The sequence below is a fragment of the Streptococcus sp. DTU_2020_1001019_1_SI_AUS_MUR_006 genome (assembly GCF_032340315.1).
In the GTDB taxonomy this organism is placed as follows: Bacteria; Bacillota; Bacilli; order Lactobacillales; family Streptococcaceae; genus Streptococcus.
This window is the reverse complement of record NZ_CP135436.1, coordinates 1,911,001-1,924,371: the sequence shown is the minus strand read 5'-3', so window position 1 is coordinate 1,924,371 and position 13,371 is coordinate 1,911,001. Positions and strand designations below refer to the sequence as shown.

General features: G+C 41.0%; 14 protein-coding genes. 13 read left to right on the top strand and 1 reads right to left on the bottom strand.

The features are described 5' to 3' along the window. Window positions 1–7: 7 nt before the first annotated feature. On the bottom strand, window positions 8–781 hold the full coding sequence (locus tag RRU92_RS09195) for an aminoglycoside 3'-phosphotransferase (RefSeq protein ID WP_315639477.1): 774 nt from the start codon (window positions 779–781) through the stop codon (window positions 8–10). Window positions 782–836: 55 nt separating this feature from the next. On the opposite strand from RRU92_RS09195, the gene rlmD reads away from it, so the two are divergent. From rlmD to whiA, 13 genes are all read left to right on the top strand, one after another. After that, window positions 837–2,204, top strand: a complete 1,368-nt coding sequence (gene rlmD / locus RRU92_RS09190) for a 23S rRNA (uracil(1939)-C(5))-methyltransferase RlmD (protein ID WP_315639475.1) — start codon at window positions 837–839, stop codon at window positions 2,202–2,204. A 117-nt stretch (window positions 2,205–2,321) separates the two neighbouring features. Then, window positions 2,322–3,080, top strand: a complete 759-nt coding sequence (gene tpiA / locus RRU92_RS09185) for a triose-phosphate isomerase (RefSeq protein WP_000087887.1) — start codon at window positions 2,322–2,324, stop codon at window positions 3,078–3,080. A gap of 124 nt (window positions 3,081–3,204) precedes the next feature. Beyond that, window positions 3,205–4,941 (top strand): ABC transporter ATP-binding protein, encoded by a 1,737-nt coding sequence (locus tag RRU92_RS09180; RefSeq protein WP_315639474.1) that lies wholly within the window; start codon window positions 3,205–3,207, stop codon window positions 4,939–4,941. Between the two features lie 10 nt (window positions 4,942–4,951). Continuing rightward, on the top strand, window positions 4,952–6,733 hold the full coding sequence (locus tag RRU92_RS09175) for an ABC transporter ATP-binding protein (protein ID WP_248035730.1): 1,782 nt from the start codon (window positions 4,952–4,954) through the stop codon (window positions 6,731–6,733). 149 nt (window positions 6,734–6,882) lie between these two features. Continuing rightward, complete coding sequence (locus tag RRU92_RS09170; RefSeq protein WP_315639473.1) at window positions 6,883–7,401, top strand: Dps family protein; 519 nt, start codon at window positions 6,883–6,885, stop codon at window positions 7,399–7,401. A 127-nt stretch (window positions 7,402–7,528) separates the two neighbouring features. After that, window positions 7,529–8,035 carry a dihydrofolate reductase gene (locus RRU92_RS09165; RefSeq protein WP_315639472.1) on the top strand — a complete coding sequence of 169 codons (507 nt, stop codon included), beginning with the start codon at window positions 7,529–7,531 and terminating at the stop codon, window positions 8,033–8,035. Further along, on the top strand, window positions 8,035–8,205 hold the full coding sequence (locus tag RRU92_RS09160) for a hypothetical protein (RefSeq protein WP_315639470.1): 171 nt from the start codon (window positions 8,035–8,037) through the stop codon (window positions 8,203–8,205). The genes RRU92_RS09165 and RRU92_RS09160 overlap by 1 nt, the downstream gene beginning before the upstream one ends. Before the next feature lie 31 nt (window positions 8,206–8,236). Beyond that, on the top strand, window positions 8,237–9,469 hold the full coding sequence (clpX, locus tag RRU92_RS09155) for an ATP-dependent Clp protease ATP-binding subunit ClpX (RefSeq protein ID WP_006145154.1): 1,233 nt from the start codon (window positions 8,237–8,239) through the stop codon (window positions 9,467–9,469). Window positions 9,470–9,477: 8 nt separating this feature from the next. Continuing rightward, window positions 9,478–10,065: a ribosome biogenesis GTP-binding protein YihA/YsxC gene (yihA, locus tag RRU92_RS09150; RefSeq protein ID WP_006148034.1), complete on the top strand. Its 588-nt coding sequence runs from the start codon at window positions 9,478–9,480 to the stop codon at window positions 10,063–10,065. 9 nt (window positions 10,066–10,074) lie between these two features. After that, window positions 10,075–10,455: a RidA family protein gene (locus RRU92_RS09145; protein ID WP_001140424.1), complete on the top strand. Its 381-nt coding sequence runs from the start codon at window positions 10,075–10,077 to the stop codon at window positions 10,453–10,455. 51 nt (window positions 10,456–10,506) lie between these two features. Beyond that, complete coding sequence (rapZ, locus tag RRU92_RS09140) at window positions 10,507–11,397, top strand: RNase adapter RapZ (RefSeq protein ID WP_153225750.1); 891 nt, start codon at window positions 10,507–10,509, stop codon at window positions 11,395–11,397. Beyond that, window positions 11,394–12,371 carry a YvcK family protein gene (locus RRU92_RS09135; protein WP_153225749.1) on the top strand — a complete coding sequence of 326 codons (978 nt, stop codon included), beginning with the start codon at window positions 11,394–11,396 and terminating at the stop codon, window positions 12,369–12,371. The genes rapZ and RRU92_RS09135 overlap by 4 nt, the downstream gene beginning before the upstream one ends. Then, a complete protein-coding gene (gene whiA, locus RRU92_RS09130; RefSeq protein WP_153225748.1) occupies window positions 12,368–13,279 on the top strand; it encodes a DNA-binding protein WhiA in 912 nt (303 codons plus the stop codon). The genes RRU92_RS09135 and whiA overlap by 4 nt, the downstream gene beginning before the upstream one ends. The last annotated feature ends 92 nt before the right edge of the window (window positions 13,280–13,371 follow it).

Here is a 13,371-nt window from a genome sequence, read left to right as displayed (position 1 = left end):
TTTCCTCTTACCCAAATGCTTCAAAGGCAGCAACGAGTCGAAGTTTGTTGCTATCAACCAGCTCTCTCCCGTAATAGTCGAGAAATAGTTCAGCATATTTGGGATCTTTTAAGTTGTAATTGAGGGACCAAATTGCCCAAAAGAGATCGATATGCCGATCACTAAAATCAGCCAAACCAAGATCAATGAAGCAAGAGAAATGGCTAGCATCTTTTAGAATAAAGTTCGGTAGACAGGCGTCCCCGTGAATGAAGGCATCTGTCTTTAAAAGGTGCCCTTGTTCTTGGATGAGTTGGAAGGCCTCTTCGCGACTGCTAATCTGGAATTGGGCTAGGAGCGCCTTGGCATAGAACTCCCCTTTTTCATAGTTTTTAAAGACTCTGTCTTTATAGGTCTGTAAATGATTTTCTGATGGAAAATTGTGTGGGTTTAAGCTGTGAAGCTTTTTAAGAGCCTCTGCCATTGTTAGGCAGATTTTTTCTGGCTGATCTAAAAAAGCGAGAGCATCACGGCCAATGGCTTCTTTTGTCAGAAGATAGTCTTTATCCGTAGATAAATAGTCGATAACAGGAGTTCCTATTCCCTCTTGTTCAAACCAACTCGCAATGCTAGCTTCTCGCTCTAATCTTCCCTTTTGATCAATTTTTAAATAGTAACCTGAGTCAAGATAAAGGACCCTTGCGCTTGAATGAGAAGAGCTGTCAGAAAGGCTTGCCTCCTCTATATAAGTTCGTAATTGCTCAGGAAAATCCAATGAGGAAAAAGATATCTTTGTATTCATGGTTTTATTGTAACATATTCTTAACCATTGAGAAACTACGTGGTATAATAGACTTATGAATCTAAAAGTCAAACAAAAAATTCCATTAAAAATCAAGCGTATGGGGATAAACGGGGAAGGTATCGGATTTTACCAGAAAACCCTCGTTTTTGTTCCAGGTGCCCTCAAGGGAGAAGATATCTATTGTCAGGTGACTTCGGTTAAGCGTAACTACGTTGAGGCTAAGCTGCTTGAGGTCAATAAAAAATCCAAGTTTCGAGTAGTTCCAGATTGTACTATTTATAATGAGTGTGGTGGCTGTCAGATTATGCACCTTCATTATGACAAGCAGTTAGAATTCAAGACGGATCTCCTCCATCAAGCTCTGAAGAAATTTGCACCTGCTGGCTATGAAAATTTTGAAATTAGACCAACCATTGGCATGCAGAAACCCAAGTATTATCGTGCTAAACTGCAATTCCAAACGCGAAAGTTTAAAGGTCAAGTCAAGGCAGGTTTGTATGCTCAGAATTCCCATTATTTGGTCGAGTTAAAGGACTGCCTGGTTCAAGACAAGGAGACACAAGCGGTTGCCAATCGCATTGCTGAACTCTTGACCTATCATCAAATTCCGATTACAGATGAACGGAAAATCCTTGGAGTTCGGACCATCATGGTTCGTCGAGCACGGAAAACTGGGCAAGTTCAGATTATCATTGTGACCAATCGCCAATTGAATTTGACTCAATTTGTGAAAGACCTAGTCAAGGATTATCCTGAAGTAGTGACTGTCGCAGTCAATACCAATACTGCCAAAACTTCTGAGACTTATGGGGACAAGACAGAGATTATTTGGGGTCAAGATAGTATACGTGAGGGTGTTTTAGACTATGAGTTCTCTCTTTCACCTCGAGCTTTTTATCAGCTTAATCCTGAACAGACGGAAATCCTCTACAGTGAAGCGGTTAAGGCCTTGGACGTTACTGAGAACGACCATCTGATTGATGCCTATTGTGGTGTTGGGACCATTGGTTTTGCCTTTGCTAAAAAGGTCAAAAGTTTGAGAGGAATGGATATTATTCCAGAAGCTATTGAGGATGCCAAAGCAAATGCCCAGCGTATGGGTTATACCAATACTCACTATGAAGCAGGGACTGCAGAAGAAATTATTCCTCGTTGGTACAAGGAAGGCTATCGTGCCGATGCCCTGATTGTGGATCCGCCACGTACAGGTTTAGATGATAAGCTCTTGGATACCATTGTCAAATACGCTCCTGAAAAGATGGTTTATGTATCCTGTAATGTGTCTACCTTGGCGCGTGATTTAGTCCGATTGGTTGATGTCTTTGAACTGCATTATATCCAGTCCGTTGACATGTTTCCGCACACAGCAAGGACAGAAGCAGTGGTCAAATTAACGAGGCGCAAGCCAACTTCCAAATAGAAATGGCAACTGGAAAGTTTTTGAAAAGAAGACTTATAGTTACAGAGTAAGATTTGCAAGCTATCTTTAAATATGATAAAATAAGTAGAAAATAAAATGAAAAAAGAGGTATGTGAAATGTCACGTAAACCATTTATCGCTGGTAACTGGAAAATGAACAAAAACCCAGAAGAAGCAAAAGCATTTGTTGAAGCAGTTGCGTCAAAACTTCCTTCAGCTGATCTTGTTGAAGCAGGTATCGCAGCTCCTGCTCTTGACTTGACAACTGTTCTTGCTGCTGCTAAAGGTTCAAACCTTAAAGTTGCTGCTCAAAACTGCTACTTTGAAAATGCTGGTGCTTTCACTGGTGAAACTAGCCCACAAGTTTTGAAAGAAATCGGTACTGACTACGTTGTTATCGGTCACTCAGAACGTCGTGACTACTTCCACGAAACAGACGAAGACATCAACAAAAAAGCAAAAGCAATCTTTGCTAACGGCATGCTTCCAATCATCTGTTGTGGTGAGTCACTTGAAACTTACGAAGCTGGTAAAGCAGCAGAATTCGTAGGTGCTCAAGTTTCAGCTGCTCTTGCTGGATTGACTGCAGAACAAGTCGCTTCAACAGTTATCGCTTATGAGCCAATCTGGGCTATCGGTACTGGTAAATCAGCTTCACAAGACGACGCACAAAAAATGTGTAAAGTTGTTCGTGACGTTGTAGCTGCTGACTTCGGTCAAGAAGTTGCTGATAAAGTACGTGTTCAATACGGTGGTTCAGTTAAACCTGAAAACGTTGCTGAATACATGGCTTGTCCAGACGTTGACGGAGCTCTTGTTGGTGGTGCATCACTTGATCCAGAAAGCTTCTTGGCATTGCTTGACTTTGTAAAATAAGCTTCAAATATCTGAGACAGACAGTTCCCTCCCTCGAGGTTAAGACTGCCTGTCTTCTTTTTAGTAAAAAGGCGTGCGTAAGCACGCTCTTTTCTGCATTTTGAATGAAAAAGAAAGGAGAATTATGCTTTATATTTGGTCTTATCTCAAACGTTATCCCAAGTGGTTAGTGTTAGACTTCTTCGGAGCTATTTTCTTTGTTATTGTCAATCTTGGGCTACCGACTGTTCTTGCTCGCATGATTGACCAGGGGATTAATCAAGGTAATGAAGAAAAACTCTATTTTTGGGCCATGGTCATGTTGGTTATTATCGTCTTGGGCACATTTGGAAGGATAGTTCTGTCTTATGCTGCGAGTAAACTGACCACCAATATGGTTAAGGACATGCGAAATGATGTTTATGCTAAATTACAAGAGTATTCTCATCACGAATATGAACAAATTGGTGTTTCTTCATTGGTGACTCGTATTACTAGTGATGCCTTTGTTCTCATGCAGTTTGCAGAGCAGACGCTTAAGTTGGGTGTTATCACTCCCATGATGATGCTGTCGAGTATTCTTATGATTTTCTTGACCAGCCCTTCACTAGCTTGGATTGTCGCTTTTTCCGTTCCTTTCCTAGCTGTAGTAGTCCTTTATGTGGCGGTGAAAACGCGCCCCTTATCTGAAAAACAACAGAAAACTTTGGATAAGATTAACCAGTATGTCCGTGAAAATTTGATGGGGCTACGAGTGATTCGTGCCTTTGCTCGTGAAGATTTCCAAGAAAAACGTTTCGAAGAGAAAAATGCAATCTATGCAGATAATTCGAATCGCTTGTTCAAATTGACTGGTTTGACAGAGCCACTGTTTGTGCAAATCATTATTGCCATGATAGTAGCTATCGTTTGGTTTGCTTTAGATCCTCTCAAGCAAGGAAGTTTGCGGATTGGGGATTTGGTAGCCTTTATCGAGTATAGTTTCCACGCTCTCTTGTCCTTCCTTTTCTTGTCAAACCTCTTTACCATGTACCCTAGAACGGCTGTATCTAGTGAACGCTTGAAGGAAATCATGGATATGCCGATTTCCATTGATCCAAATGAGGACGGAATTCAAGAAACAGAAACCCATGGTTATCTAGAATTTGATAATGTAACCTTTGCCTATCCTGGGGAAACAGAAAGCCCTGTTTTGCATAACATTTCCTTTACTGCTAAACCGGGAGAAACCATTGCTTTTATCGGCTCAACTGGTTCAGGTAAGTCTACTCTAGTTCAATTGATTCCTCGTTTCTACGATGTTACGCTAGGGAAAATTAAGGTCGATGGTGTTGATGTCCGGGATTACCGTCTCAAATCACTCCGCCAGAAAATTGGATTTATTCCACAAAAAGCCTTGCTCTTTACAGGGACTATCGCAGATAATCTCCGTTACGGAAAAGAGGACGCCAGTCATGAGGACTTGCACCAAGCAGCTGATGTAGCCCAAGCCAAAGACTTTATCGAAAGTCGAGAAGAAGGTTTTGCAACTCATCTGGCTGAAGGGGGAAGCAATCTATCAGGTGGTCAAAAGCAACGCTTGTCGATTGCCCGCGCAGTCATCAAGGGTCCAGATATCTATATCTTTGATGATTCCTTCTCAGCCTTGGACTACCGTACAGATGCTATCTTGCGTCGTCGTCTCAAGGAAGTGACTCAAGATGCAACGGTCTTAATTGTTGCCCAGCGGGTTGGGACCATTATGGACGCTGATCAGATTATCGTCCTTGATAAGGGGGAAATTGTTGCTCGTGGCCGTCATGAAGAATTGATGGAAACCAATGACATCTATCGAGAAATTGCTGAGTCGCAGTTGAAAAATGCGTCTCTGACAGAAGAATAGGAGGTAAAGGATGAAACAACAATCTAGTCTAGCTCGTCTATGGAGCTATTTAAAAGCCTACCGTTTCTCTGTTTTCTTTGCTGTCTTCTTGAAAATAGTCAGCGTCATTATGAGTGTTATCGAGCCTTTCGTATTGGGACTTGCTATCACTGAGTTAACCAGCAATCTTCTTGCCATGGCAAATGGTGTTGCAGGAGCAGGGATTAATACCAGCTATATCGCAGTGATTCTGGTGATCTATCTCTTGCGTGGTCTTTTTTATGAGTTGGGGTCTTATTACTCAAACTACTTCATGACCAATGCGGTACAGTCCATGATACAGGATTTGCGAAATGAAATGAGCGAAAAAATCAACCGCATCCCTGTGTCTTACTTTGACAAGCACCAATTTGGGGATTTGCTGGGACGTTTTACTAGTGATGTAGAGACCGTATCTAATGCACTCCAACAATCATTCTTACAGATTGTTAATGCAGTCTTTACCATTATTTTTGTTATGGGAATGGTCCTCTATCTAAATCTTCAGTTGGCTATCATTGTTATCTTGTCGATTCCGATTACTTATTTTGGTGCTAAAACGATTCTAAATCGTTCGCAGCCGTACTTTAAACAGCAGGCAGCTATATTGGGACGTATGAATGGATTTGTACAGGAAAACTTAACAGGTTTCAATGTTTTAAAACTTTTCGGACGCGAAGAAAACTCTCAAGAGAGATTTGAAAAGATTACGGATGAATTGCAACAAGTCGGATTTAAGGCGAGCTTTATTTCAGGATTGATGATGCCTGCCCTTCATATCGTGTCTGATTTAACCTACCTGATTGTTGCAGTCTTAGGTGGATTGCAGGTTATTGCAGGGCGCTTGACGATTGGTAATATGCAAGCTTTCGTTCAGTATGTGTGGCAAGTTAGCCAGCCGATCCAAAATATCACTCAGTTAGCAGGACAAATGCAAAGTGCTAAGTCTTCGCTTGATCGTGTCTTTGAAGTTTTGGATGAACAGGAAGAAGTTCAAAGTGAGGAAGTAAAAGACTTGGCACCATTGACAGGTCAAGTTAGTTTCAAAAACGTCGATTTCCAATATGTGGAAAACAAACCATTGATTCGCAATTTCAACCTAGATGTTGAACCTGGAGAGATGGTAGCTATCGTTGGACCTACTGGAGCAGGGAAAACAACCTTGATTAACCTTCTCATGCGTTTTTACGATGTGACAGCTGGTGCCATTTTAGTGGATGGCCAAGATATTCGTGACCTGTCTCGTCAGGACTATCGTCGACAGTTTGGGATGGTCCTACAGGATGCCTGGCTCTATGAAGGCAGTATCAAGGAAAATCTTCGCTTTGGAAATCTTGAGGCAACAGATGAAGAAATCGTTGAAGCTGCCAAGGCGGCCAATGTTGACCACTTTATCCGCACTCTTCCAGGTGGTTATAATATGGAAATGAATCAGGAGTCTAGCAATATCTCTCTTGGTCAGAAACAGCTTTTAACCATCGCGCGTGCCCTCTTAGCGGATCCAAAAATTCTAATCCTTGATGAAGCGACCTCATCAGTCGATACTCGTCTAGAGCTCTTGATTCAAAAGGCCATGAAACGTTTGATGAAGGGGAGAACAAGCTTTGTCATTGCCCATCGACTTTCGACTATTCAGGAAGCTGATAAGATTTTGGTGCTGAAAGATGGACAGATTATTGAACAAGGAAATCATGAAAGTCTCCTAGCTGCAAAAGGTTTCTATTATGATCTTTATCAAAGTCAATTTTCTAGTAAAAACAGAGAAAATAGCTAGGATAAATAGCCACTCATTTTCTTAAATTATCAGTCAATTACAACTTTTTTAATATGAGTTAATTTCCTTGCTTTTGTCTACTTGGAGTAGTATACTGAGATAGTAATCAATAAATATGGTTGCAAAAATAATATTATGAGGTGAGAAAAATGGTAGAATTGAAAAAAGATGCATTAAAAGACGTAACAACATTATCTAAGACAGCTCCTGAAACGCTAGTAAAAACGAAAGAAGTCTTGAATCAAGCCGTAGCAGACTTGTATGTAGCGCATATCGCTCTTCATCAAGTACACTGGTACATGCGTGGACGTGGTTTTATGGTATGGCATCCTAAGATGGATGAATATATGGATAGCCTTGATGGTTACCTTGATGAAATCAGCGAACGCTTGATCACTCTTGGTGGCAAACCTTACTCTACTTTGACAGAATTCCTTCAACACAGTGAAATCGAAGAAGAAGTTGGAGAATTCCGTAACGTAGAAGAAAGTTTAGAGCGTGTTCTATCTATTTATCGTTACCTCATCACACTCTTCCAAAAAGCATTGGATGTAACAGATGAAGAAGGTGATGATGTAACCAATGATATCTTTGTTGGTGCTAAGGCAGACCTTGAAAAAACTGTCTGGATGCTTGCAGCAGAATTAGGACAAGTACCTGGTTTGTAAGATACTCTATTTTGTCAAAAATCCGTAGAAGTTTTCTACGGATTTTTTCTATTTCGTAGGGCGTTCCAAAACAGTCTTTTTTCAAGATTTTTGATAAAATAGAACTATCAATAAAAAGGATGAAAGCATGATAAAGAAAATCGTAGCCATCTGGGCACAAGATGAAAAGGGTGTAATCGGAAAAGAGGATCACTTACCATGGCATTTGCCAGCAGAGTTAAAACATTTTAAAGAAACAACCTTGAATCATGCCATCTTGATGGGACGTGTCACCTTTGATGGGATGGGACGACGTTTGCTTCCAGGACGTGAGACTCTGATTTTGACGCGCAATCCTGAAGAGTCAATTGAGGGTGCTCTGGTTTTCCAAAATGTTGAGGACGTTTTAGACTGGTATCAGAACCAGGATAAAAATCTCTATATTATTGGAGGCAAGCAGATTTTTCAGCTTTTTGAACCATATCTCGATGAGATTATTGTGACACAAATCCACACTCAAGTTGAAGGGGATACTTATTTCCCGGAAGATTTTGACTTGACTGTTTTTGAGACTCTTGCAAGCAAATCTTATAGCAAAGATGAGAAAAATGCCTATGATTTTACCATCGAATATAGAAAGAGAAAGGAAGTCTAATGGAACGTAGTATATTTGGTTTTTTCACAGCTTTGTTGTGTTTGGTCTGTTTGCTTGCTGGAGCACAGGCTTTTCGTAAAAAGCGCTTTGGACTTGCTACTCTACTCTGGCTTAATGCCTTTACAAACTTGGTGAATAGCATTCATGCTTTTTATATGACCTTATTTTAGATAGAAAAATCATTTAGAACGGAAGGGAATCATGCCTACAAATAGGAAAAATGATATGATGGTTTATTGCTCATTTTGTGGCAAAAGCCAAGAAGAAGTTAAAAAAATAATCGCTGGGAACAACGCCTTTATCTGTAATGAATGTGTGGAGTTGGCCCAGGAAATCATTCGTGAGGAATTGGCAGAGGAAGTCCTAGCAGACTTGTCTGAAGTGCCAAAACCAATCGAACTCTTAAACATCTTGAACCACTATGTGATTGGTCAAGATCGTGCCAAACGTGCCTTGGCAGTAGCTGTGTATAACCACTACAAACGCATCAATTTCCATGACACTCGTGAAGAGTCAGAAGATGTGGATTTGCAAAAATCAAACATTTTGATGATTGGCCCAACTGGTTCAGGGAAGACTTTCCTTGCTCAAACACTTGCTAGAAGTTTGAATGTACCTTTTGCCATTGCAGATGCAACAGCTCTTACTGAGGCTGGTTATGTAGGTGAGGACGTGGAAAATATTCTCCTCAAACTCTTGCAAGCAGCTGACTTCAATATCGAGCGTGCAGAGCGTGGAATTATCTACGTAGACGAAATCGACAAGATTGCTAAGAAGAGTGAGAACGTTTCTATCACACGTGATGTATCTGGTGAAGGTGTGCAACAAGCTCTCCTCAAGATTATCGAGGGAACTGTAGCCAGCGTACCACCTCAAGGTGGACGTAAACATCCACAACAAGAAATGATTCAAGTGGACACTAAGAATATCCTCTTTATCGTGGGTGGAGCCTTCGATGGCATCGAAGAAATCGTCAAACAGCGTTTGGGAGAAAAAGTCATCGGTTTTGGACAAAATAACAAGGCTATTGACGAAAACAGCTCTTACATGCAAGAGATCATTGCAGAAGATATTCAGAAATTCGGTATTATTCCTGAGTTGATTGGGCGCTTGCCTGTCTTTGCAGCTCTGGAGCAGTTGACTGTGGATGATTTGGTTCGCATTTTGAAAGAGCCAAGAAATGCCTTGGTTAAACAATACCAGACCTTGCTTTCATATGACGATGTTGAGCTTGAATTTGACGATGAGGCTCTCCAAGAGATTGCCAACAAAGCCATCGAACGTAAAACTGGTGCGCGTGGACTTCGTTCAATCATCGAAGAAACCATGCTAGACGTTATGTTTGAAGTTCCAAGTCAAGAAAATGTGAAAACAGTTCGTATCACAAAAGAAGCGGTTGACGGAACGGCTAAGCCAATTCTAGAGACAGCCTAGAGGTGACTATGGAAATCAATACACACAATGCTGAGATTTTACTGAGTGCTGCCAATAAGTCCCACTATCCGCAGGATGAACTTCCTGAAATTGCTCTTGCAGGACGCTCAAATGTTGGGAAATCAAGCTTCATCAACACCATGCTCAATCGTAAGAATCTAGCTCGTACTTCTGGGAAACCAGGAAAAACACAACTACTCAATTTCTTTAATATTGATGACAAGATGCGTTTTGTGGATGTGCCTGGCTATGGTTATGCCCGTGTTTCCAAAAAGGAACGCGAAAAATGGGGACGCATGATTGAGGAATATTTAACTACTCGAGAAAATCTTCGAGCGGTTGTCAGTCTCGTTGACCTTCGCCATGATCCGACGGCTGATGATGTGCAGATGTACGAATTCCTTAAATATTACGAAATTCCTGTCATCATTGTGGCGACCAAGGCAGACAAGATTCCGCGTGGGAAATGGAACAAGCACGAATCAGCTATTAAAAAGAAATTAAACTTTGATCCAAGTGATGATTTTATCCTCTTTTCTTCAGTGACAAAAGCAGGAATGGACCAAGCTTGGGATGCTATTTTAGAAAAATTGTGAGGAATACAAATGGCAAAAACAATTCATACAGATAAAGCTCCAAAGGCAATCGGACCTTACGTTCAAGGAAAAATCGTTGGCAATCTGTTGTTTGCTAGCGGTCAAGTTCCATTATCTCCTGAAACTGGAGAAATCGTAGGAGAAACGATCCAAGAACAGACTGAACAAGTCTTGAAAAATATTGGAGCTATTTTAGCAGAAGCAGGTACAGATTTTGACCATGTTGTTAAAACAACTTGCTTTTTGAGTGATATGAACGACTTTGTACCTTTCAATGAGGTATACCAAACAGCCTTTAACAAGGAATTTCCAGCTCGTTCAGCTGTAGAAGTAGCTCGTCTTCCTCGCGATGTAAAAGTCGAAATTGAAGTCATCGCAGAGATTGGATAAGCGAGTTGAAGTTTGGTTCTTCCAAACTTCTTTTGATATAAGGAGACAAAGATGACAAAGAAACAACTTCACCTGGTGATTGTAACAGGGATGAGTGGTGCAGGAAAAACTGTAGCTATTCAATCCTTTGAAGATTTAGGATATTTTACCATTGATAATATGCCACCTGCCCTCTTGCCAAAGTTCTTGCAGTTGGTTGAGACCAAGGATGATGACCACAAGTTGGCCCTAGTGGTTGATATGCGTAGTCGTTCTTTCTTCTCAGAGATTCAGGCTGTCTTGGATGAATTGGAAAATCAAGATGATTTAGACTTTAAAATCCTCTTTTTGGATGCGGCGGATAAGGAATTGGTGGCACGCTATAAGGAAACAAGAAGAAGTCACCCACTAGCAGCAGATGGTCGTATCTTGGACGGAATCAAGTTGGAACGCGAACTCTTGGCTCCATTAAAAAATATGAGCCAAAACGTGGTAGACACAACAGAGTTAACCCCTCGTGAACTTCGTAAAACGATTGCTGAACAATTTTCAGATCAAGAACAGGCTCAGTCTTTCCGTATTGAGGTTATGTCTTTCGGGTTTAAATATGGCATTCCTATTGATGCTGACTTGGTATTTGATGTTCGTTTCCTCCCAAATCCTTACTATCTACCAGAACTTCGCAATCAGACAGGTGAAGACCAGGCCGTTTATGACTATGTTATGAATCATGAAGAATCTGAAGATTTCTACCGCCATTTGTTGGCCTTGATCGAACCAATCCTACCTGGCTACAAAAAAGAAGGAAAATCTGTTTTAACCATTGCAGTAGGTTGTACAGGAGGACAACACCGGAGTGTTGCCTTTGCCAAACGATTAGCCAATGATTTGTTTAAGAATTGGCCTGTAAATGAAAGCCATCGTGATAAAGACCGAAGAAAGGAAACGGTAAACCGTTCATGAGAAAACCAAAAATTACGGTGATTGGTGGAGGAACCGGAATCCCTGTTATTTTAAATAGTTTAAGGGAAAAGGATGTGGAAATTGCAGCCATTGTAACCGTTGCGGATGATGGCGGTTCTTCAGGCGAATTGCGTAAAAATATTCAACAGTTGACACCTCCAGGGGATTTACGTAATGTCCTTGTGGCCATGTCAGATATGCCAAAATTCTATGAAAAGGTCTTTCAATACCGTTTTTCTGAGGATGCAGGTGCTTTTGCTGGTCATCCATTAGGAAACATTATCATAGCTGGCTTATCTGAAATGCAGGGTTCAACCTATAATGCTATGCAATTACTGAGTAAATTTTTCCATACGACAGGAAAGATTTATCCATCTAGTGACCATCCTTTGACACTCCATGCCGTCTTTAAAGATGGAACAGAAGTAGCTGGAGAAAGTCACATTGCAGACCATCCAGGCATGATTGACCATGTTTATGTCACCAACACTCTAGACGATGAGAAACCGCAGGCTAGCCGCCGAGTTGTCAATACCATTCTTGAGAGTGATATGATTGTCTTGGGTCCAGGCTCCCTCTTTACTTCGATTTTGCCGAATATCGTCATTGAGGAGATTGGTCAGGCTCTTCTGGAAACCAAGGCTGAAATTGCCTATGTCTGCAACATCATGACTCAGCGCGGAGAGACAGAACATTTCTCAGATAGTGATCACGTAGCAGTCTTGCATCGTCATTTGGGTAGACCATTTATTGATACAGTACTTGTTAATATCGAGAAGGTACCTAGAGATTATATGGATACCAATCGTTTTGATGAGTATTTAGTACAGGTTGAGCATGATTTTGACGGTTTGCATCAACAAGTTCCCCGTGTCATTTCATCCAACTTCCTACGTTTGGAAAATGGTGGTGCCTTCCATGATGGGGATTTAATCGTGGATGAATTAATGCGTATCATACAGGTGAGAAAATGAGTTTCACAGTAGCAGTAAAAGAAGAAATCCTAGGTCAACACCACCTGAGTCGCTATGAGTTATCAGCTATTATCAAGATGTCTGGAAGCGTAGGTTTGTCTAGTTCTGGCTTGACCTTGTCCGTTGTTACAGAGAGTGCCAAGCTTGCCCGCCATCTCTATGAATCGTTTTTACACTTTTATGGTATTAAGTCGGAGATTCGTCATCATCAGAGAAGCAATCTTCGTAAAAATCGGGTCTATACTGTGTTTACAGATGAACAAGTCCAAGAACTTTTAGCGGATTTGCGTTTGGCTGATTCTTTCTTTGGTCTGGAGACGGGAATTGATCCGGATATTTTAGGAGATGAAGAAGCAGGTCGTGCCTATCTTTGTGGTGCATTTTTAGCAAATGGGAGTATTCGGGATCCCGAGTCAGGCAAGTATCAGCTGGAAATTAGTTCAGTTTATCTGGACCATGCCCAAGGGATCGCTTCGCTCTTGCAGCAGTTCTTGTTAGATGCCAAGGTGATTGAACGAAAAAAAGGTGCAGTGACCTATCTCCAGCGAGCAGAAGATATTATGGATTTCCTGATTTTAGTAGGAGCTATGGAGGCACGTGATACTTTTGAAGGTGTCAAGATTCTCCGAGAAACTCGAAATGACCTCAATCGTGCCAATAATGCAGAGACGGCAAATATTGCTCGTACGGTTTCTGCAAGCATGAAAACCATTAATAATATCAGTAAAATCAAAGATAGAATTGGCTTGGATAATCTGCCAGCAGACTTGCAGGAAGTTGCCCGTCTGCGTATCCAGCATCCAGACTATTCTATTCAAAAGTTGGCAGATAGTCTGACAAATCCCTTAACCAAAAGTGGTGTCAATCATCGCCTGAGAAAGATCAACAAAATTGCAGAGGAACTGTAAAATATAATATATTGATGTTCAAAAAAGATATATCGAGATTGATGTTTAAAAATTTTTAAAATAACCTCAAATCATAACCACCCGTCTAACGG

Coding starts and splice junctions, on each gene's coding strand:
- RRU92_RS09195 (WP_315639477.1), bottom strand. CDS start 781: ATGAATACAAAGATATCTTTTTCCTCATTGGATTTTCCTGAGCAATTA.
- RRU92_RS09135 (WP_153225749.1), top strand. CDS start 11,394: ATGAGAAAACCAAAAATTACGGTGATTGGTGGAGGAACCGGAATCCCT.
- whiA (WP_153225748.1), top strand. CDS start 12,368: ATGAGTTTCACAGTAGCAGTAAAAGAAGAAATCCTAGGTCAACACCAC.
- yihA (WP_006148034.1), top strand. CDS start 9,478: ATGGAAATCAATACACACAATGCTGAGATTTTACTGAGTGCTGCCAAT.
- RRU92_RS09175 (WP_248035730.1), top strand. CDS start 4,952: ATGAAACAACAATCTAGTCTAGCTCGTCTATGGAGCTATTTAAAAGCC.
- RRU92_RS09145 (WP_001140424.1), top strand. CDS start 10,075: ATGGCAAAAACAATTCATACAGATAAAGCTCCAAAGGCAATCGGACCT.
- RRU92_RS09165 (WP_315639472.1), top strand. CDS start 7,529: ATGATAAAGAAAATCGTAGCCATCTGGGCACAAGATGAAAAGGGTGTA.
- rlmD (WP_315639475.1), top strand. CDS start 837: ATGAATCTAAAAGTCAAACAAAAAATTCCATTAAAAATCAAGCGTATG.
- RRU92_RS09170 (WP_315639473.1), top strand. CDS start 6,883: ATGGTAGAATTGAAAAAAGATGCATTAAAAGACGTAACAACATTATCT.
- rapZ (WP_153225750.1), top strand. CDS start 10,507: ATGACAAAGAAACAACTTCACCTGGTGATTGTAACAGGGATGAGTGGT.
- tpiA (WP_000087887.1), top strand. CDS start 2,322: ATGTCACGTAAACCATTTATCGCTGGTAACTGGAAAATGAACAAAAAC.
- clpX (WP_006145154.1), top strand. CDS start 8,237: ATGCCTACAAATAGGAAAAATGATATGATGGTTTATTGCTCATTTTGT.
- RRU92_RS09160 (WP_315639470.1), top strand. CDS start 8,035: ATGGAACGTAGTATATTTGGTTTTTTCACAGCTTTGTTGTGTTTGGTC.
- RRU92_RS09180 (WP_315639474.1), top strand. CDS start 3,205: ATGCTTTATATTTGGTCTTATCTCAAACGTTATCCCAAGTGGTTAGTG.